Below are 19,929 nucleotides of genomic sequence, written 5' to 3'. Positions count from 1 at the left end.
CAATATCGGCAGAAGGAATCTCCTCTATAAGAGCAAAAGTGATTTCGTCAAAAACTATTCTTCCATAGAGGCGGCTGCAGGCGAAGCTATGCCCCCGGAAACCGCAGGGCCCTCAGTATCAGAAATTCCCGGGGCGGAGGATCTACGAACTTCAAGGATTTCAGAAAGGAGAACACCCGAAATAATCAGAACAGCTCCTCCCAGCTGAAGAGGAGAAAAGTGCTCCCTGAGAATTATAACAGCAAGAATAGCCGAGAAAACAGGCTCCAGGGAGTAGAGGATTGCCGCTCGTGTAGGGGTTATGGAATTCTGAAAGCGTGTCATCACATAGACTGCCACCACAGACCCCAATAGACTCAGGAAAAGCATATTCCCCCAGAGGAGAAAGGACGAATTGATAAAAGGAGTCTCAAAAACAGGAGAACTGGCAAAAGCAATAAGGGATGTCACAAGTAACTGCAGAGCAGTCAGGGCACCGGCATCTTCACCGGGAGACCAGAGGTTCAGGCAGACAATATAAATACTGAATGAAGCTGCACTGACCAGGGTGATGAGGTCTCCTTTGCTCAGAGTTCCTCCACCCAGGCCTCCGGTAATAAGTGTTAACCCGGCAAAGGCTATGACCAGCCCCAGAAGGTTGGCTGCCCGGGGTTTCTTTTTCAGAATCAGAAACTGAAACAGAGGTGTCAGGAGGGCATAAAAGTAAGTAATAAATCCGGATCGGGAGGCGGAAGTATAATTTAATCCAACAGTCTGAAGCCCGTAACCGAGGTACATCAGTATCCCGAGAAAAAGCCCTTTAAGAAGCAGGTTTTTATTAAGAGCAGAAAGCTTGACCGGATTCAGAATAAGGAAGAAGATAAAGGCAGAGGAAAACCGGATACCCATCAAAAGCAGGGGAGAGACATAATCAAGTGCGACTTTTATTGAAACAAATGTCCCGCCCCAGATCAGGGTTATGAGGATTAGATAGAATTCGGCTTTTCTGGTGATATTCATGGAGGAAAATTAGCAGATCCGGCCTAAACAGGCAATAGAGAGTCAGCTGGAAATGCGGGTTAAGAATGAGAATCAATACAGGTTTTATCAGGACCATACTCTTATTAAGCACCATCCTCCTTATCCTGAGCAGCTGCAGTCTGATCAGGACTCATAATGTTGATATCTTAAGTGGAACAGCCGATGTCAGCGGCCTGGACTCCCAATACATTACATCCCTGGATGGGGAGTGGGAGTTCTATCCAGATCTTTTTCTGATACCGGGAGACATTAAAATTTCATCTTCCGCTAAAACGATGATAAAAGTTCCCTCAGTCTGGAAAGGGAATCCTCCGGGCCGGGGATATGGAACCTACAGACTTGTACTCACCGGACTTGAGCAGGGTAAAAGGTACAGTTTTTATTTTTTTGAAAAAGTCTCGGCCGCCTCCTATTACATAGACACCACTTTCATGGGCGGGGACGGAATTCCGGGAAAATCAAAGAATACAGAAATTCCGGATTTCATTCCTTCTCTGCACAGCTTCAGCGCAAAAGGACAGAGTGCGGTTCTTATGATTCAGGTATCCAATTTCAGCATGAAAAACGGAGGTCTCTGGGAATCTGTCCGCTTTGGTGAAGCAAAAACCGTACACAGGTACTGGGCACTCAGGATAATTCTTCTATCAATAATTATCGGAGCCATGATAACAATGGGAATATATCAGGTATTCCTCTTTCTTCTGTACAAAGAGGCACTGGCCACTCTGTGGCTGAGTCTGACGATAGGACTGGTTGTTGTCAAAACCATGATAACCGGTGAACATATTCTGATGAGATTCCTTCCGGGAATCAGCCAGATCTTTTTGTTAAAGCTATCCACCATGTCCGTTGTATTTATGATTCCTTTTTACCTGATGTTCCTTCACAAAAGTTTTCCGGGAATCTGCAGCACTAAAGTCCTGAAGGTCAATTTTATGGTATCTTCATTTTATGCTGCTCTCATAGTCTTTCTGTCATTTCTGAGTATGCAGTCTGTCATTGAATTCTATCTCTGGTTCATCATTATAAATCTGATCTATATAATCCTGATCATAATCAGAGCAGTCAGAGAAAAACGACCAGGAGCAAAATGGTCGCTCATAGCCTCAATACTTATTCTCAGTTTTGCCCTCAATGACATACTCTATGATATGCATATCATACAAACCGGCTATACCCTGAATCTGGGACTTCTGATTTTTCTTATGCTTCAGGCATTCCTCACTGCCGACCAGAATATTATGGCCTACTCAGAGCTCAAGCTGCTCCGTTCAAAACTGGAGGCCGAAGTTGAAAACCGTACTGAAGAACTGAAAGAGGAAAGAAATAAACTGGAAATCCTGGCCAGAAATGATACACTCACGGGTCTTTTTAACAGAAACAGCAGCAGTGATATATTTGAACGGGAGATACTCCGCTACCAGAGAACAAGGGTTCCATTTGCTGTTGTGATGATTGATCTGGATTATTTCAAGGCGATAAATGATTCCTACGGACATGCTGCCGGTGACTATGCTTTGCAGGAGCTTGGAAAAGCCATAAGGGATATTAGTAGAAGAACAGACTACTGTTTCCGCTGGGGTGGTGAAGAATTCCTCCTCCTCCTGCCTGACACAAAAGAAGCTGATGCCCGGATACATGCTGAAAAGCTACGCCAGAATATTGCTGATTCCCCAGAGGCCGGAGAGCAATCCTTTTACCTGACCCTGAGCTATGGTATCTCATCAATTTATGATCCCGGGGAGAAATCTGTAGATATTGTAAACAGGGCGGACACTGCTCTCTACAGAGCAAAAGAAGAGGGCCGAAACAGGGGTTATATCTACAAAAAACCCACGAATTCCTAAGCCCTCATATCTATTTGATAATTATCAATTAAAGTTCATCAAGAACTTTCTGGTTCATATCGGAAAATTTTTCTATAATAACGGTCACTGCATCCTCAACCATACAGGTCTGCTCTTCCAAATCAAGACTGAGCGGGGGAACAACAATACGGTAAAGGGGGGATGTTTTTTTCATTTCTCCCGTCGAGAAAACAAGAGACTGCCCTACTTCCGCACAACCCTCAATTTCCTGGTTATCAAGATCCATTGTCTCGGGAACATCCTTTCTGAGTCCGATACTTGTGTAACGAATCTTACGTTCACCATCCTCAAGAGGACTCAGAGAGATAAGAGAACCTGAATAAGTCAGAAGCAGGGCGGCTCTTTCGTCCTCAGGCCTGAAAACCCCGACTTCATCCATTCCCCGGTCTATCATCTCCTGTTCAAAGACTTCCATCTTTTCAATCCAGCTCTGCTCAAGGGCTGCATAGCTCTCATCTCTATCTTCCAAACCGAATTTAACAGCAACATCTCTTAAGTGATCTGAAACAGGTTCGGGAACTGTCTGTACTATTGTATTCATCTTCCTACCTCCGAAATTATCATCTCCCGGGAACCGGCTGCCGGCTACCAGCAGCTTACACTGCCGCCGACTCGCCACCGGTATTCTGCAAGCCGAGGAGGCCCTTCCCCCAAGGGGAAAGGCCTCCTCCCAAACAAATCCTGCGGGGGATGATATAAATATGCCCCGGAGTCAAAAAATTCGATATAGACCGTTTGGCCTATTCGGGGGTGAAAAAATAAACAATGTGATGTATATATGAAAGTATGTCGGACATAAAATACTTTTTACAGGGACGTGCAAAGGGAAATTCCCCCCTGATCATACCTCTGGAAAAAAAAGAAACAATAATCGGCCGCAGTAAAAACTGCAGTCTCATCCTTCAGGCTCCTTCGGTCTCAAGGAAACACAGCAGAATCAGAGTTGTCGGAGAAGATGTCTTTCTGAAGGATCTGGGCAGCCGGAACGGCAGCTATATCAACGGAGTAAGAATAATAGATGAAGCCCTCCTCCGCAGCAGTGATATCATCCGTGTTGGAGAGATGGAATTTACCTTTCAGGTAGAACTGCCGGAAGAAGAATATGAAGATGACTCTGAAAAGACTCAGATTGATATAAAGAAACAGCAGGAGAGTAATTTTGTAAAGCAGTTCAATCTCTCCTCCAGGGAAGAGGAAGTGTTTTACCTTCTTATTAAAGGACTCAAGATCAAAGAGATCAGTAAAAAACTCTTCATATCCCAGGGTACAGCCAAGAACCATGTACTCAGTATTTACGGTAAAACTGACTGTCACAGCCGGATTGAACTGGCTCAGAAGTACCAGGACTTTCAATAAAAAAGACCTCCGAAGAGGTCTTTTTTATTATCAGATTATAGATATACGACTTAGAAGTAGCGTTTCAGCAGACCTTCAAATACACAGCCGTGGCGCGCTTCATCTTTACACATTTCATGTACAGTATCATGAATGGCATCGTAGTTAAGCTGTTTGGCTTTAGTTGCCAGTTCTTTCTTTCCTTCACAGGCACCGTTTTCTGCAGCGGCTCTCATTTCGAGATTTTTCCTGGTAGAATCGGTTACGACCTCACCCAGCAGCTCTGCAAACTTGGCAGCATGCTCAGCTTCTTCCCAGGCAATTCTTTTATATGATTCAGCAACTTCAGGATATCCTTCTCTATCGGCCTGACGGCTCATAGCAAGATACATACCGACTTCGGTACATTCACCCATAAAATTCTGCTTCAGTCCTTCAAGGATTTCAGGATCACAGCCCTGAGCGGTTCCTACAAAATGCTGATCGGCCCATGCCATTTTACCGCTGACCTGCTCCTTGAACTTCTCGGCAGGGGCATTACACTGAGGACAGTTTGCAGGGGGAGTATCACCTTCATACACATAACCACAGACAGAACAAATGAACTTTTTCACAGACAGACTCCTTAATAATGATAATTATTCCTAAATAGATACTTTAGATTATCCCATTTCATTTGCGAATGCAATAACTTTTTTTAAAAATCTTTATTTATTACAATTTCAATAAGGTATAAATCAGAAGCGCCCGAAAGGTTTTGATTTAGAGACAAGAATCGGTGTAATAAAAATATCCGCCATATAAGCTGACAGCATTCCGAAGAATGTAAGAACTCCCATGTAGATCATACTGTTTACCTGAGAGACAGTAAAAACAATAAATGTTAGACAGAGAATGACTGTAGTCTGAGTAATAGCCGTCCCCACAACTCTGAAGCTGTGGCTGATTCCAGAAGAGTAGCTTCTTTTTTCAGTAATACCCTTTTTCATATACGAGATAAAATGGATAGTATCATCCACCGCCAGCCCCATAATCAGAGGCGCAACTGTCATAGTGACAAATTCCAGAGGGATTCTGAAGAATCCCATGATTCCGCCGCAGACAACGATTGGAAACAGGTTGGGTATCATAGCGATAAGCCCAATTTTAAAACTCTTGAAAACCGCAATCATCAATACCGTAATGATCATCATACTCATAAAAATGGAGCGGACCAGACCACGCGTTACATACTGGTTCATCAAGGCCATCTGGTATGTAGAGCCACTTAAAAAATAGTCTGTTTCTTCAGAAAATGCATCCTTTACAATGCGATCTATCTCATCAAGATTCTCTTCGATCACAGCCGATGAAAATCCGTTAAGCTCCACATGAATCCTCGTGGAGCCGTAATCTTCGGTCACCCATCCCCTGAGGAGTCCTGGAGAGAGCCGTTCAAAAACATTGAAAAGAGCTCTCAGCTGAGAATCCTTTTCTGGAATATCGTAGGTCCCTCTGTTCTTATGAAAGATTCTGTTGAATTCCCGCACTGTAGCAGTGAGAGAGCTTGTCCGGACAACAAGGGGAAGCCCTTCAATATCCGCCTGTACCTGATCAATAGCGGCAAGAACGTCTGTACCTTTGAGGTCATTTTCCTCAAGCAAAAGAGTCAATTCCAGATACTCAGTCGTTCCAATTGAGGAGTCGGCAATTCTTTTTTGATCCAGCATATGCGGAAGTCTGAGTCCCATCATTTTCTCGGCATCAAAATCAACCCGCAGCAGGGTTATGCCATAGATTGAAACAAGAGTAGCAAGAACAAAAATAACTAGAATGGACTTTTCATAATGCCTTACAGTAAAGGAAATTCTTTTCAAAATCGGTTCAAAATTAATGCTGATTTTTTTTGCACCCCGAGACTGACTGCGCCCCAGTGAAAGGATTCCGGGAAACAGAGTCATACTGATGACATAAACCACAATAAGGCAGAGAGATGAGGTATACCCCACCCATCGGATAGGCTCGATATCAACAAAAAGAAATGTCAGCATGGCAGCCGCTGTGGTCATAACAGTAAAAAGGATGGGGCGCCAGGTCTGAATAATTGCCTTGAAAACTGAATCCTTGCGGCTCTGACCGGAGGCATAATAAAGATCAAAAAAATGAGTTATATGGACTGAATACCCGATAGAGAGCCCCATGGTGAGTAGAATAGGAACAGCCATAAAGGCATTATCAAGCTCCTTCCCTGTCCAACCATAATAGGAAAAGACACCGGCAACCGAAAAAAAGATAATTACCAGAGTTCCGATAATAGCCTGAAGATTTCTGAGAATTAAGGCTGTCATCAATACAGAGACAATAGCTCCTATAATCAGGATTTTCATAAAATCCGCAAGCATCTCCTGCTCTTTGCGGTGAGCATAAACAGGAACACCTGTTGCTGTAAGTCGGATACCATCGGGAGCATTGAAGGACTTAACCGTATTATAAGCTGCCATTCCGGCAGTAAGCTGTGGAGTCTGATCTCCGCTCCAGTCACTACCCGTTGGATACTCTTCAAGATTCAGAAGTATCCAGGCCTGAGTCATATCCTCTGAAAACAAATGTCCTCTGAAAGACTCAATCTCAGTGAATTTCCGGCGGATCTCTTCGATCTCATCAGAATCAGTAACAAGTTCTCCACCTTCAAAACTAAAGGCCAGACCACCGGCCAGAACAGGGTTTACCGCACTCAAAGAAACAATGCTCCCTGCGAAAGGAACCTCTTCCAGCATCCGTTGTCCCAGGTTGTTGATAGTTTCAAGGCTGTCAGAAGAAAAGACATCAGAACTCTCCACAAGTACGGCCACAAACTCATTTTGGTTAAAGAGCTGGTTAAATCTGTCCTGAGAAGTTAAAACAGGGTCATCTGCAACAAAATAATCAGCCAGGTCCGTAGTAAAACGGATCTGCATGAGCCCTGGAATGCAGAATGCAAGAAGGGCCGCCGAGAGAAGAAAAATGAGTACAGGATATTTCTGTAAAGGCTTCAAATAATTCAGAACCATAACTCCGAAATCAGGACTTGTGATATTCAGCGATGGTATCTTCCATCCAGCAGGCTACTTTCTCAGCCATTTCCCTGAGTTCCTGTTTAGGGAAAGTATGACCTTCCTTCAAGGCAGGTGGATAATGAGCTTCACCGAATACACAGGTCATCTTAACCCAGTTTGGTGGAAGTTCCTTACCGAAGAGATGTCGTCTTTTCAAAATATAGACCATAGGAATCACCGGTGCCTGATGCAGATATGACTGATGGAAAGCACCGAGTTTAAATTTATGAATGGTCTGACTCAGATGGACAAGCTCTCCCTCGGGTAGAAAGTGAATATGGTACCCTCTCTTAAGAGCTTCACCTACGGGCCCTGTTATCATCTTAAAACCTACAGGATTCGCGGGAATCGGAAAGGCCTTAAGAACACGAAGTACAAAACGTACAAAGGGGACTTCATAGTTTCTCTGTACAACAGAGACATAAAGACGCTTTGGCAGCAGAATATAGTTGGCAAATACGGTATCAAAATAATGACAATGATTTGAGACAGTTATACAACCGTTCTTTCTCAGAACCTTATTAACATTTCTCTTGCCTTTGACTCTCAGGCCGAAATAAAAACTGCTGAAAAAAACCATAATTAAAGTAAGGGCAAAAAGAGGGGCCGTAACTATAGCAAACCATCTTTCAAAATAGATAAATTTATAAGGTTTCTTAAAATCAATTTTCTTGATGTTATTATTTACCTCAATGATTTTCTCTTCCGGAATATCAGGACGTTCTCTCGTTTCCATAATAATTACGTTGACTGCTTCTCTTCTAAAAGATAGAAGACTGTCAGACCCCTTTTATTTGATTACTATATTTTTTGTTCACAACGATATCCGGATTACACCGAAACCGGCAGAATAACTTATTCTATACCATTCCGCAGATATTAAGATATCTCTTTTGAGATTTCTTAATCCGGATACTCATTGCCGGGAAGCATCGGTATTCCGACACAGCTGCCCGGCAAAAGAGAATACCCTCAGGCCATTTTCTTCTCTTCCAGAGGAAGATTGTTGCTGGAACCATTTGAATATTCAATGACATCCTGATGGAGCTGCTCCATGGAATCAATAACCTTGTCCATTCTGAAGTTTTCAGCCATCTCAAGAGCCTTGGCTTTCATCTCAGTAAGCTCTTCTCTGTTTTCATACCAGTAGTCGATCTTGGCAGCGAGCTGGTCTATATCGTCAAACTGGAATACGAACTTTTCATTCAGACCAAACTGTGAAGCAGCACTCAAGGGAGAGTTACCGATAAGACAGGGCAGTCCGGAACCGAGGGCTTCAAGACAGGAAAGACTTTCCAGTTCAATAAGAGATGAATGAAGGTACATATCTGCTGTATTCAGATAGGTCATCTTCTCTTCATCACTGATAAATTTGACCTGGGGAACAACGGGTAAATCTTTTCCCTGCTTCTTAAGCTCATCTTCTGCAGGACCTTTTCCGCAGATCAGCAGCTGGATATTATCTTTATGCTTTGATTTCTTGATTGCTTCAATCATCATTGTCTGCTGTTTTTCATAGGCAAGACGACCAATGCTCAAAAGTACAAATTTATCGCCGAAGAACTCGGGTCTCTCTTTTTCCATGGGAACATACTGACGGGGAATACCGTTTGAAATAACACGAAAGTGGGCATTGCTGCCTTTACTTTTAATCAGATCGGCTGCGAAGGGAGAGGGGCAGTGAATTGCCTCAACTCTTCTGAATAGCTCAAAGTTGAACCAGTTATTGAAGAACCAGTCACCAAGATTGTTATCATTATTCATGGCACCGGTCATATTCTGTGACTGAATGTGGCAGGCTCCAAGAACGGGAACATCCATTTTCTTAGCCATTTTGACTGCGGGCCCAGCCATAAAATAAGGAAACTGAATCTGTACAAGATCAGCACCTGTAAAAGCCTTTTTCAGTATAGACTTCACACCCTTACCAAATTTAAAGTCCATGCTGACCATGGTTTCTTTTACACCGGGGAGATAGAAGCCCGGAACTTCAAATACTTCTCCATTAAATTCAGAAGCACTTTTTCCTGCAGTTGTTACAAGGGCAATATCATGCCCTCTGTCCTGAAGTTCTTTGACAAGTCTATGAGTTGCTACAATACATCCATTTCCTGGGTTCCAGCTGTCAATTACAAATACGATTCTCATTCCTTTTCCTCACTCTTCTGCAGGCTGTTCTGAATCAGTGAAGGGGGGGTACTAACTGCAGATTTCTAATAATTCATAAACAATAGAATATTCTGAAAATTAATTAAAGATATCTATGTTCAATAATCCGAATATAAGTATTAAACAGACATATAGAAGGATTGTGTTATTAATAAATTATTTTATTGAAAAAATCCAGCCCCCAAGGTGACTGGACCAAGCTATTTCGGGCCCCGCTTGCAAGACCGAGCAATGAAACGGGGCAAAATAACCAGTTTCCGCCAATACTCCGGTCTGCCTTAGACAGCCTGTGTATCCCCTTTCCCTGGGCATTTGCCCTAATAATTATAGCTTCAAAAAATGGGATTCTTTAAATTTTGAAGAATTCTGAAACCCGAGAGACTCATAAAATTTAAAAGCCTCTTTGTTCTCTGTATAAAGTCGTATCCCTTGATAATTTTTCTTTGCATGTTTAATAATTTTAAGCATCAATTGTTTACCTATGTTTTGTCTCCGAAATTTTGGACAAACATAAAGATGTCTTACTCTCCCAATGCTTGAAAGGTTCGTGTATGGATCAATGTTGAGTCCTCCCATACCAACAATTTCAGCGTTTATAAATGCCCCAAAAAAAATCTCTCCCTTTTTATCAAATCTATTGATTCCTGTAATCCATTCCTCAACCGTATTTGATACAAATGAAATTCCTTCTTTCTCAGAATCTATCACTAATGCTTTTAGAGTAAGAGAATTAATAAATTGAATTCTTCTTATTTGATATTTCATAGCTATTCAATGCGACCATTCATATATGTCTCTCTTGATAAATTATAATACCACTGCATTACTTTTTGATTTTCCAATGAAGTTAATTCTCTCTCTTTCTTAAATTTGAACTGAAATCCACATTTTTCATTGACTCTTTTTGACTGTAAATTATCTTCAAAGTGTCCATACCAGACTAGGTCTATCCCCTTATGAATGAAGGAATATTCAAGAACTTTCCTCACAGCTTCAGGAATGTATCCATTCCCCCAGTATTCAGGATTTAGAACATAGCCGACTTCTCTTTGTTTTATACTCTTGATTCTTTCATCAGGTGTCGATTCATGCAACCCGAACCCAGCAATAACTTTATTCTCAGTGGTAATAGGTTTCCATCCAGCATCAGGTCCTACTAAACTACTTTTTGCATATTCCAGAGAATCTTTTACATCAGATAATTGCCAGGGTCTTAAATTTAATCGTTTTGTTTCAAGAGTACGCATTAACAGTCCTTTTACATATTGCTTAATAGATCTGATATTCTCAGTATTTACGAATGAATTATGAAATATAACTTTGTATCCCGGAATCAACCAAAAGGATGATTTTGCGGTTAAACAGAAAGAATAGTGAATATATGCACTGGATTTTCGTAAAAGAAAAGAATCTATCCGCGGAAGGGTTCAAATACGGGCTTATAAATTAAAAAGCCGTTCCATATGGAACGGCTGATTTTCAGCGAAAGACGGGACTTGAACCCGCGACATCGACCTTGGCAAGGTCGAGCTCTACCACTGAGCTACTTTCGCAAATACTGAATCAACATAATATTCCATTTTCAAATTTAATCAAGACCTTCTGCAAAGTTTTTTCTTTTTAAGAATGCAGAACTTCCACAAATCATCTGAAGGGGGTATCATTTCCTATCTTTTTATTCAGGTGGTGGGAATGACACTTTTTTTATGGTTACTGGCTTTGACGGGGGGATTACTGATCCTAAGCCTCAGTTCTGACTGGTTCGTCGATGCTGCCGAAAAAGTGGGGATCTATTTCAGACTTCCCGGATTTATCATCGGTGTGGTGATTATCGGATTCGGAACATCCCTCCCCGAACTGGCTTCCAGTATTGTTTCTGTTCTGCAGGGACGTTCGGAAATTGTTATTTCAAATGCCATCGGTTCAAATATAACAAATATTTTCCTGGTTCTGGGGGTCAGTGCGCTTTTTGCAGACTCCTACACAATCCAACACGATATTTTCAAGACGGATCTCCCCTTCCTAATGGGCTCTGCCATCATGATAGGTCTTATGACCTATGATCAGAACTTTACGATTGCAGAAGGTATAATCTGTCTTGTTGCTTTAGCACTCTACCTGTACCGCTCCATTACTCATGGCCAGATATCCGAACAGATAAAAGAAGAGGAAGCAGAGGAACAGAACAAACCATCTGTGATGACCTGGCTTGTTCTTATAATCAGCCCTGTTCTCATAACCCTTGGTGCAGACCTGACCGTTAAATCAGTCGTAGCTGTTTCTGAGATTCTCAAGATTGGGACTGAAATTATTGCAGTAACCGTTGTATCACTGGGAACTTCACTTCCAGAAGTCATGGTATCCATACAGGCAGCCAGGAAAGGTAAGGGTGATATGGCTGTAGGAAACGTTATCGGCTCCAATATCTTCAATACTTTTGCCGTTATGGGTGTGAGTGCATTCTTCGGTACACTGAAAATATCATCTTCCTATCCCGTAAAGACACTTCCCATATTTCTCGGGGCCACTGTGATGGCGTACTTCATCGTGCAGGATAAGAAAGTATTCCGCTTTGAAGGAATACTGCTGCTGTTGTTTTATGTCTTTTTCCTGGGATCATCCTACGGAATCTTCTAAAACAGATTTCCAGCTGCCCTGATCCAGTAATTCATGGGGGTGAAAGCGCCCCTTATAAACCATCTTAGGACTCTCCTCAATGTAATATCCCAGGTAGTAATACTGAAGTCCCAGGCTGGCACTCTCCCTTATTTCTTCCAACACACTGAAGGTTCCAAGACTGTATTCGGAAAAGTCCGGATCAAAGCAGTAGTACACCGAACTTAGTCCCGTTGCAGATTGATCAAGTATTCCGAAGCCGGCAAGTTTTCCACCAATAAAATACTCAGACTGGAATGAAGGGACCACGGGTGTGTAGAAATTCCGGATAAATTCCTCTTCACTGCTCTCCTGTTCAAAGCGTTCCCTGCTGTGTTTTACATATATATCGTACAGCTCTCTACGGGGTTCAAGGGGGCGGAATTCCACCCGGGTATCACTGTTTTTCCTGATGACCCGTCTCTGACTCCTGGAGGCTGAAAACAAATAGGCATCAACCCTGATAGGCTTACATTTGAGACAATCCGGGCAGCAAGGTCTGAAAAAAACAGCACCGAAGCGCCTGTAACGCCTATCAAGGAGAGTCTGAAACTGTTCTAAATCCAGATCTGTAGCAACAAAGTATTCCTGTCTCCAGTTCTCGTTCTTGAGATAAGGACATTGATCTTCCTCGGACAGAACAGGTTCTCTCAGAATTTTCATAAGTTATATTCTATCAGAATCGGGGTATAAGAAACTATACACAGCAGCCCCGCAGGTGGTAGATTGCCACATGATAAAAACCGAATTACTGGCTCCCGCCGGAAATCTGGACAGCGCTATGGCTGCCCTTGAAAATGGAGCCGATGCTGTTTACTGCGGACTTCAGGAATTCTCAGCCCGTAAAGGGGCTAAAAACTTCACCCTTGAACAGGTCAGTCGTCTAAGGGAATGGACCCTTCAGAATGATAAGAAACTATATATAGCCCTCAATACAATTATTAAAGAAGATGAGCTTCCACGGATACTCGGCTACCTTCGCAGCCTGGAGGCACTTCAGGTAGACAGTATTATTCTTCAGGATCCGGGGCTTGCCCGTATTATTCATAATCACTTCCCCGGTCTCACTCTCCATGCCTCCACACAGATGGCAGTACATAATCTTTCGGGGCTGGAGATTCTCAAAGAACTTGGATTCAGCCGGGTTGTCCTCCCCAGAGAAATGACAATGAAAGAGATGGCGGGCTTTAGAAAAAACATGCCGAAAATGGAGCTGGAAGTCTTTATTCATGGAGCCCAATGCTACAGTGTTTCAGGTATGTGCCTTGCATCGGGAATGCTCCTGGGACGCTCAGCTAACAGAGGAGAATGCGGTCAGATCTGCCGCAACTGGTTCAATCAGGACAAGGAGAAGGGTTACTTTCTCTCATCAACCGATCTATGGGCAGGACCTCAGGTTCTGAACTTGCAGGAGATGGGGATAAGCTCACTGAAAATTGAAGGCAGGATGAAATCACCGGCCTATGCAGCCGCAGCTTCCCGCTATTACAGGGCGATCCTGGACGGAAGTAGAGCAGATAAATTGAAACCTCTGGAACAGGATCTGAGGATAGCATTTTCAAGAGAGTCGGGAACAGGACATCTGGAGAAGAAGAGAGGTATTTCAATGGTGGACCGGAAATTCCCCGGTCATAAAGGTCTTCCTCTTGGTGAAATCACGAGCAGTACTGGAAAACAGATTCAACTTAATTCATCTGCAGATCTCCATAAACGAGACGGTTTAATGTTCTTCGATAACAGGGGGCAGTCCTCCTCCTTTTCTCTTGAATTAAAACAGCCCCTGAAGGCAGGGGAAGTAAAACTGAATATTCCTGTCAATGCACCCCGCTCCGGAACAATGCTCTACAAGGTTCAATCCCACGACTTTCACAGCAAGGCTTTCAACGAAAACAGTCTTCCTTTATTTAAAATATCTCCCCAGGGGAATATCTGGTTCTCAGATGATCATATTGATCTGGAAATTCCAAAACTGAATTTCAATAAAACATATCCCCTGGAATCTGAAGAATCCACCGGAGACCTGGGGCCTGAAGAAAAAATTCTGGCAGAATTTGCAAAGAGTGGAGCCTACACCTTTATCCTGGACCGACTGAAACTCGAAGCCCGGGGAATTGATCTGAACCAGAGATTTATCCCTCCATCCCGCCTTAAAAAGTTACGCCAGGAGATCTATAAAGATATTGAAGCTGCACTGAAGACTTCTGAAGAACAGAGGATAGAAGAGATAGTAAAGCTGCTCAATTCAGAAGCCGCTACACTGGACAGTTTTATGTCACCCCTGCCTTACAGGGTCGAATTGAACCCCTCGGAGACGGAACTTCCCGTAATCATCCCCGAAGAGATTGATACGGCAGTTCCTGCAGAATTGGATGGCTGTAACTACTACCCTCTGTCGCCTCTGATTTACCCTTCCCCCGAGGGAGCCTTTGTAAAGAGAATTGAAAAGAAACTCCAGGACAGCTCTGCTTCTAAGAACTATGTGGGAATCGCTAACTGGGGACATATCCAGATGTACCGCAAATTAAAGTCTGCCGGTCATAAAAATCTGCGCTGCTATGGTGATACAGGGATGCTTCTGGCCAACAGTCAGGCGGTTCTTCAGATGAGGGAACTCCTTGGTCCCGGATTTACCGGAGCCTATGCCTGGATTGAATCAGAGAAAAATGAGACTCCTTCTTCTCTGAGCCCAGTGGGTAAAAAGTTTAAACCACCCCTTTTTATCAGTAGAAACTGTTTTAAAAAGCACAGTCTGGGCGGAAGCTGTACAGGATGTAAACGTAATATGGAATATTCCATGACACAGAAGGGCCAGAATTATAAGATTATTATACGTAACTGTCTCACATGGATTTTTGCTGCAGAGCCCGGAGAAGTTCAGAACTGAAAGACCTGCATCCGGAAGCTGCGAACCCAGTCTCTGAGCTCTTCAGACAGCTTTGATTCTACCTTGGTATTTCCTGAATAAAGAACCCTTCCCTCTGGATCACTCATTGTGTATTTTATTGAATCTGAAATGCTGATCCTCAGAACAAGTGCATTCCCCTTACCCTGAATCAGACGAAAACCACTCTGTTTCAGGAAGCTCTCAAGCCTCCGTTTCTGGAGGCCGGAAGCCTTTTCACCACTCAGCTGCAGCTCCAGAGGGAGGCGCAGGCCATATTGAACCAGAGAGCCCGGGTTCATCTGATACATCTTCATAAGAATATCATTCTTCTCCCGGCTGTTTCCTCTCATCAGGAGAACACGGCTCCGCAGAACATCTTCAAGTGGCTGCCTCTCCCATTCAGGGTTCAGCCCCTGTTCCGCACGGGCAAGAAGATCCTTGTCCTTAAGCTCCTTACCTAACACCAGATCATACCAGGGTTCAGCCTGGGGAAAGTCCTCCAAAGCCAGGGCATTGAGATAGTACTTCTCTGCCTGCCTGGGGAATCCTTCGGATCCCGATGCAAGAGTAAGAGAGCCCCTCAGCTCTGAACCGCCCTCCAGCTGAGAACGTCCTTCCCGGAAAGAGATATTTCTATAGAGAGTACGGTAATAAAGAGCCTTCCCCTTATTCTCAATAAGTTGAAGCAGACGCCGGCCTCTGGCGGATACTCCCCACTCCCTGAAAAGAAGCTGCTGTTGAACCTTTCCTTCATAGACTTCAAAAAACTGTCTGTAGAGATCCATTACGAACTGATCCTGATTCAGCCCGTAATAATACATCCAGGACTCATCATTATCCTCTTCGATCTTTCTGATCTCCATTAAAGACTCATCAAGGCGTCCCTGTACTCTGTACAGAGATGCCAGATTTGTCCGGGACAGAGGAGTCTTGTCCAGACCCACGGCCTCCCGAAATTCCCGTTCTGCATCGATGTAGGACTGCTTCATCATATATAGGTCGCCCAGTGCCAGATGACCGGCGGCCCTATCCATCAGTTCCAGTGACTGGGTGGCATAATCCACAGCAGCTTCATAATCATAAAAAGATTTCTCTGCCAGGGAAAGGTTGTAATATCCTACGGATGCAAAATAAGAATCCTGTTGCTCCAGAGCATCCAAAATGGCATCCAGATAGTATTTACGGCAGAGATCAGGGCTGTTTATTTCAGAATACAGGGTTCCAAGAGTAAGAGACAGGTTCCGATCGAAGTCCTTCTCAAGAGACTCCCTGATGCGGACTATTCCTTTCTCCGGCTGATGTGTTTTATAATACATCCATCCCAAATCATCCAGTAGAGTACTCTCTCCCTCATCCACAAGTGATTCCAGGTAAGAAAGAGACTCAAAATTCTGATCCAGATAGCCCAGTGTTGATGCAAGCTGCATTCTTAATTCCACAGAATTTGTCATATCGAGAACTTCTGCCTCTTTATAGGATTCAAGGGCAAGGGTATAGAGTTCCTGCTCTTCATACAGATCTCCCCGTACCATGGGGAATCGGAAATCTCCTGGATAATCTGCAATTCCCTTCTCTATCAGATTTAGAGCCTTCTCATAAAAATCTGTATCAACAGCCGAACGGATTTCCTGTAGGCGGAGTTCTGCATCATCCATTTCCTGTGCAGAGATCAGGACGGGAATAAGGAGTAATCCGAGGGAGAAAACAATTATGAAAAATCGAGCAGAGAGTCTCACTTTATCCTCCACTTAAAGAACAGCAGTCTGAATAGAATGCTCAGATAACGGACTCTTTCTTTCTTCTGAATTGAGCCATAAAGGAAGCTCCTTAACTCCTTCCCCTTCTCTTCAAGAAGATTCAGGTCATCAAGAGAGGACATTCCGAAGCGGATTTTTTCATACTGTGCTACAAAGCCGGGAAAAGAGTGGATCTCACTATTCAGATCTTCAGCATACTCCTGTATGGATTCCATTTTTCTTCTCTTTCTGAACAGGGATGTGAGGATAAACAGGTGAATGTGGAAAAAGTCTGATGCTTCTGAGCCTTTTTTCGGCACTCTGTTCAGGATCAGATAGAGAAAAAGCAGTTTAATACACAGGTAAATACACAGAACCAGAACAAGGACTGCTCCTCCGAGACGGACTGCTCTTCTCTTTAGAAAAATGAAAGATCCTGAATTATTTTTTTCCTGAACAGGCGAATCGCTTACTACCGGAATCTTCAGGGAATCCCTGTTCTCCAGAATTTCTCTTAAATATGGTTCCATCTCCTGTGGAGAAAAAGGTGTAATTGTAAACTCCTCTCCCGGAGCCGGAGTCTGGGAGGTGGGATCAAATTCTATCCATCCGAAACGGGGGAAATAGACCTCTACCCAGGCATGTGCCTGATTTGCTTTTACCGGATAATAATTGAGAACCTGGGAGGATTCATCAACCCAGAAGCCCAGAGCAACCCGCGAAGGAATACCAACACTGCGGCAGAGAAGGGCCATTGAAAATGCAAAATAAGAACAGTAGCCTTTTTCTGATTCAAATAAAAAATGTGATAACTGATCTCCGGTATCAGACTCCCCGGGATTCAATGAATAAAAATAATTATCCTGCAGATAATCTTTTACCGCTTCAACCTTATCATAATAAGTGAATTTCCCGTCAATGATTTCCAGCGCCAGCTGCTTGAGGTCTTCTTTCTCACTACCTCCTGTATAATACTCAAGAAAGGCTTTTTCTTCGGGAGTCCCGCTGTCAGGGGCAAGTGTCTCCAGTAGATCCCATCCCCAGGCCGTACTGACTCTGGAATCGACTCTGTATATCCTGGAGAAGGAAGAACTGTCCCAGCTAAGATAAGGAGTAACAGAGACCGGACTGTTAAGCCCCATAAATGCTGAAGAATCAAAGTTCACAAGGTAGTATTCCTGAACAACGGTCCTGGTCAAATTAAAATCGGGATACTCCCAGCTTCGGGGCAATTCTCCCAGCAGATAGTCGTTCTGCAGAAAATCGGCTGTCTCCGGTGCATCCTCAGTATCCCTGTAGAATCCTTTTTCCGGACTGTAGGCAGATAGAACAAAACGGCGGGTAAGATTTTTTTCCGCCCCGCCCTCCATCTTCATAAGAAAAACCAGATCATCCTTCATGGAAATCTTACTCTCAAGGCTGAGATATTCTGAAAAGTCAAAGCGAAACAGGGAAGATTCCAGAAGCCCCCCCCCTTCCTTACGGGATTCATTCTTATATAGGTGATTTAAAGGCAGCAGTCCCGAAAGGGGAAGAATAAAAAGAAGAATTGCCGGAATCAGTGCAAGACGCCTCCCTTTGCGGCCTCCGCTAAGAATCAACAGGATCTGTACAAACAGGAAAATGAAAATAAAGGCATAAGATATCTTCAGGTCATCCATAGGGAGCTGCAGAGACCATCCGCCACGGCTCATAATAAAGGACAACAAAATCAGATTGATAAGCAGCACGATAAAGTGCCCGGCCCTGCTTCGGATAGATATAAAACGGAGAGTCTGCGCCGTCATCACCGCAGGTAAAACAGGCAGAAGATAGGAATGAAAGTTCAGAAGGAGAAGATCCTGAGGCAGAGAGAGGCCTGCTGTAAGGAAAGAAAGGATTCTAATCAGTATAAAAAACAACAGAGAAATAAGCAGACTCAGAGAAAATGAGAGGATTTCCCTGTGGATACTTCTCTCAAGGGCAAATCTACAAGAGGAAACCAGCAGATCCAGAATAACAAAGAGTACAATTCCTAAAACAGGAGAAAGAGGTGCTTCAGGCAGAGTAGAGGAGCTGATACTCAACCAAAAGACTGTGAATATCAGAAGATGCTGAAAACGTTGAAGCAATGAGGGATTAAGCCTTAACAATGTTCCACCCCCGCAGCTTTCCTTTTCTCCCCGTCTTCTCAGAAGAGCAAAGGACAAGAATTTTTCTTGAATCCCTGAATGATGCATCAAGAGATCTCAGAACAGTTTCATCCGGCATCATTCCAGAAAAAAAATAGACAATACCGAAACGCTCCTCTTCAACCTTATTAAAGATTGTCAGACTCACTGGGTGCACCGAGGCAAAAAGATCGTCCTTTTCTAAAGCAGTAAAAGTCTCCAGCCCCTGAATTTTATCCTTCCCCGGCAGCAATGCCGTAAGCAGAAGCCCTGCCTCAGCCAGCTGCTGAGTCAAAGCGGATAGCTTTCTAAACAGACGATCCGTGTCATCCATACTGCCTGAACCGTCCAGCATCAACAGAGCCGACTTCTTTGAGGGAGACAGGCTGTTCCCCTCTTTTATAAAAAGCTCATCATGCCGGGCCAGCATCTTCCAGTTGATACGGCGGGGATCATCCCCTGGATAATAGGGGCGGGTATCAAAAAACTCCCGGTCTTTCTGCCAGGAAATAAATGCACGCTTCTCGGGCACATGATTTCTCCGGGCAGGGACTCCCCTCTCCAGATACTGTGAAGCAGGGTAAACTGTGAGCTGACTATTTTTTTCCCCCCTCAGCCGGTATTCAAAAAACCCGCACCAGTCCCTTAGCTTCAGGCAGTGATCCTCAACCTGATAAATACCTCTGGGAAAATAAGGTGTTTCTTCTGTTGATGAAAAATCCAATTCCAGCTTCCGATGCCCCACTCCCTGCCAGTAAAGACGGGAACTGAGAATCAGAGTTATATTGTTCTGCCCCGATTCCTCAACAAGCCCGGAATACTCTGTTCTGTCTGAACAGCGCAGAGGCAGAGCCGGACAGATCAGGGTCTTCAGCATCCCTGCCAGACGTATGAGAAAGACTGCAAGAATGAGAATATAGAGAATAAGGGAAACCAGTGCTCCTGCAAAGGGAAGAACCTGAGTCGAAGATATTGCGTATATCAGGAGAAAGAGAGAAAGAAAAAAAAAGCCGTCCCAGCTTGTGTTACCCTGAATTT

16 protein-coding genes and 1 tRNA gene are annotated in these 19,929 nt (G+C 43.7%); 4 read left to right on the top strand and 13 right to left on the bottom strand.

The features are described 5' to 3' along the window. Nucleotides 1-54 precede the first annotated feature (54 nt). Nucleotides 55-999: a DMT family transporter gene (locus DV872_RS07145; RefSeq protein WP_114629175.1), complete on the bottom strand. Its 945-nt coding sequence runs from the start codon at nucleotides 997-999 to the stop codon at nucleotides 55-57. A gap of 65 nt (nucleotides 1,000-1,064) precedes the next feature. Here DV872_RS07145 and DV872_RS07140 point away from each other — a divergent pair, with 65 nt between their 5' ends. Then, nucleotides 1,065-2,867: a diguanylate cyclase gene (locus DV872_RS07140; protein ID WP_114629174.1), complete on the top strand. Its 1,803-nt coding sequence runs from the start codon at nucleotides 1,065-1,067 to the stop codon at nucleotides 2,865-2,867. A gap of 28 nt (nucleotides 2,868-2,895) precedes the next feature. Here the strand turns inward: DV872_RS07140 and DV872_RS07135 are convergent, their stop codons facing one another. Next, the gene (locus DV872_RS07135; protein ID WP_114629173.1) at nucleotides 2,896-3,429 is read right to left on the bottom strand and encodes a hypothetical protein; all 534 of its coding nucleotides are present in this window, start codon (nucleotides 3,427-3,429) and stop codon (nucleotides 2,896-2,898) included. Nucleotides 3,430-3,674: 245 nt separating this feature from the next. Between DV872_RS07135 and DV872_RS07130 the strand changes: the two genes are divergently transcribed. Continuing rightward, nucleotides 3,675-4,244, top strand: coding sequence for an FHA domain-containing protein (locus DV872_RS07130; RefSeq protein ID WP_114629172.1), 570 nt, complete (start codon nucleotides 3,675-3,677; stop codon nucleotides 4,242-4,244). A gap of 50 nt (nucleotides 4,245-4,294) precedes the next feature. Here DV872_RS07130 and DV872_RS07125 read toward each other — a convergent pair whose 3' ends face one another. From DV872_RS07125 to DV872_RS07095, 7 genes are all read right to left on the bottom strand, one after another. Continuing rightward, nucleotides 4,295-4,837, bottom strand: a complete 543-nt coding sequence (locus tag DV872_RS07125) for an NADH peroxidase (protein WP_114629171.1) — start codon at nucleotides 4,835-4,837, stop codon at nucleotides 4,295-4,297. Nucleotides 4,838-4,960: 123 nt separating this feature from the next. After that, a complete protein-coding gene (locus DV872_RS07120; protein ID WP_114629170.1) occupies nucleotides 4,961-7,252 on the bottom strand; it encodes an RND family transporter in 2,292 nt (763 codons plus the stop codon). 10 nt (nucleotides 7,253-7,262) lie between these two features. Further along, nucleotides 7,263-8,033 carry a lysophospholipid acyltransferase family protein gene (locus DV872_RS07115; protein WP_114629169.1) on the bottom strand — a complete coding sequence of 257 codons (771 nt, stop codon included), beginning with the start codon at nucleotides 8,031-8,033 and terminating at the stop codon, nucleotides 7,263-7,265. A gap of 236 nt (nucleotides 8,034-8,269) precedes the next feature. Then, complete coding sequence (locus DV872_RS07110) at nucleotides 8,270-9,445, bottom strand: glycosyltransferase (protein ID WP_114629168.1); 1,176 nt, start codon at nucleotides 9,443-9,445, stop codon at nucleotides 8,270-8,272. 345 nt (nucleotides 9,446-9,790) lie between these two features. Then, nucleotides 9,791-10,174 (bottom strand): GNAT family N-acetyltransferase, encoded by a 384-nt coding sequence (locus tag DV872_RS07105; protein WP_158546872.1) that lies wholly within the window; start codon nucleotides 10,172-10,174, stop codon nucleotides 9,791-9,793. Nucleotides 10,175-10,233: 59 nt separating this feature from the next. Then, complete coding sequence (locus tag DV872_RS07100) at nucleotides 10,234-10,713, bottom strand: GNAT family N-acetyltransferase (RefSeq protein ID WP_114629166.1); 480 nt, start codon at nucleotides 10,711-10,713, stop codon at nucleotides 10,234-10,236. Between the two features lie 234 nt (nucleotides 10,714-10,947). Then, a tRNA-Gly gene (locus DV872_RS07095) sits at nucleotides 10,948-11,019 on the bottom strand. Between the two features lie 139 nt (nucleotides 11,020-11,158). Here DV872_RS07095 and DV872_RS07090 point away from each other — a divergent pair. Then, nucleotides 11,159-12,103 (top strand): calcium/sodium antiporter, encoded by a 945-nt coding sequence (locus DV872_RS07090; RefSeq protein WP_158546871.1) that lies wholly within the window; start codon nucleotides 11,159-11,161, stop codon nucleotides 12,101-12,103. Here the strand turns inward: DV872_RS07090 and DV872_RS07085 are convergent. After that, nucleotides 12,083-12,784, bottom strand: coding sequence for an arginyltransferase (locus DV872_RS07085; protein ID WP_114629164.1), 702 nt, complete (start codon nucleotides 12,782-12,784; stop codon nucleotides 12,083-12,085). The genes DV872_RS07090 and DV872_RS07085 overlap by 21 nt on opposite strands. A gap of 70 nt (nucleotides 12,785-12,854) precedes the next feature. Between DV872_RS07085 and DV872_RS07080 the strand changes: the two genes are divergently transcribed. Continuing rightward, nucleotides 12,855-15,005, top strand: coding sequence for a peptidase U32 family protein (locus tag DV872_RS07080; protein ID WP_114629163.1), 2,151 nt, complete (start codon nucleotides 12,855-12,857; stop codon nucleotides 15,003-15,005). Here the strand turns inward: DV872_RS07080 and DV872_RS07075 are convergent. Genes DV872_RS07075 through DV872_RS07065 form a run of 3 tightly spaced genes read right to left on the bottom strand, consistent with a single transcriptional unit; the run spans nucleotide 14,996 to nucleotide 19,768 of the window. After that, nucleotides 14,996-16,741, bottom strand: a complete 1,746-nt coding sequence (locus DV872_RS07075; protein WP_114629162.1) for a lipopolysaccharide assembly protein LapB — start codon at nucleotides 16,739-16,741, stop codon at nucleotides 14,996-14,998. The genes DV872_RS07080 and DV872_RS07075 overlap by 10 nt on opposite strands. Then, entirely contained in the window at nucleotides 16,738-18,930 is a 2,193-nt protein-coding gene (locus DV872_RS07070) for a transglutaminase family protein (RefSeq protein WP_158546870.1), read from the bottom strand. The genes DV872_RS07075 and DV872_RS07070 overlap by 4 nt, the downstream gene beginning before the upstream one ends. Further along, entirely contained in the window at nucleotides 18,860-19,768 is a 909-nt protein-coding gene (locus DV872_RS07065) for a DUF58 domain-containing protein (protein ID WP_114629160.1), read from the bottom strand. Before DV872_RS07065 ends, DV872_RS07070 begins: the two co-directional genes overlap by 71 nt. Between the last annotated feature and the right edge of the window lie 161 nt (nucleotides 19,769-19,929).

The sequence above is a fragment of the Oceanispirochaeta sp. M1 genome (assembly GCF_003346715.1).
Taxonomy (GTDB): Bacteria; Spirochaetota; Spirochaetia; order DSM-2461; family DSM-2461; genus Oceanispirochaeta.
The sequence above is the reverse complement of the archived record's forward strand: the minus strand, read 5'-3'. Positions and strand labels throughout refer to the sequence as shown.

Excerpts from the sequence above, each read along its gene's own strand:
- DV872_RS07145 (WP_114629175.1), bottom strand. The coding sequence starts at position 999 with ATGAATATCACCAGAAAAGCCGAATTCTATCTAATCCTCATAACCCTG.
- DV872_RS07140 (WP_114629174.1), top strand. The coding sequence starts at position 1,065 with ATGAGAATCAATACAGGTTTTATCAGGACCATACTCTTATTAAGCACC.
- DV872_RS07135 (WP_114629173.1), bottom strand. The coding sequence starts at position 3,429 with ATGAATACAATAGTACAGACAGTTCCCGAACCTGTTTCAGATCACTTA.
- DV872_RS07130 (WP_114629172.1), top strand. The coding sequence starts at position 3,675 with ATGTCGGACATAAAATACTTTTTACAGGGACGTGCAAAGGGAAATTCC.
- DV872_RS07120 (WP_114629170.1), bottom strand. The coding sequence starts at position 7,252 with ATGGTTCTGAATTATTTGAAGCCTTTACAGAAATATCCTGTACTCATT.
- DV872_RS07115 (WP_114629169.1), bottom strand. The coding sequence starts at position 8,033 with ATGGAAACGAGAGAACGTCCTGATATTCCGGAAGAGAAAATCATTGAG.
- DV872_RS07110 (WP_114629168.1), bottom strand. The coding sequence starts at position 9,445 with ATGAGAATCGTATTTGTAATTGACAGCTGGAACCCAGGAAATGGATGT.
- DV872_RS07100 (WP_114629166.1), bottom strand. The coding sequence starts at position 10,713 with ATGCGTACTCTTGAAACAAAACGATTAAATTTAAGACCCTGGCAATTA.
- DV872_RS07090 (WP_158546871.1), top strand. The coding sequence starts at position 11,159 with ATGACACTTTTTTTATGGTTACTGGCTTTGACGGGGGGATTACTGATC.
- DV872_RS07085 (WP_114629164.1), bottom strand. The coding sequence starts at position 12,784 with ATGAAAATTCTGAGAGAACCTGTTCTGTCCGAGGAAGATCAATGTCCT.
- DV872_RS07080 (WP_114629163.1), top strand. The coding sequence starts at position 12,855 with ATGATAAAAACCGAATTACTGGCTCCCGCCGGAAATCTGGACAGCGCT.
- DV872_RS07065 (WP_114629160.1), bottom strand. The coding sequence starts at position 19,768 with ATGCTGAAGACCCTGATCTGTCCGGCTCTGCCTCTGCGCTGTTCAGAC.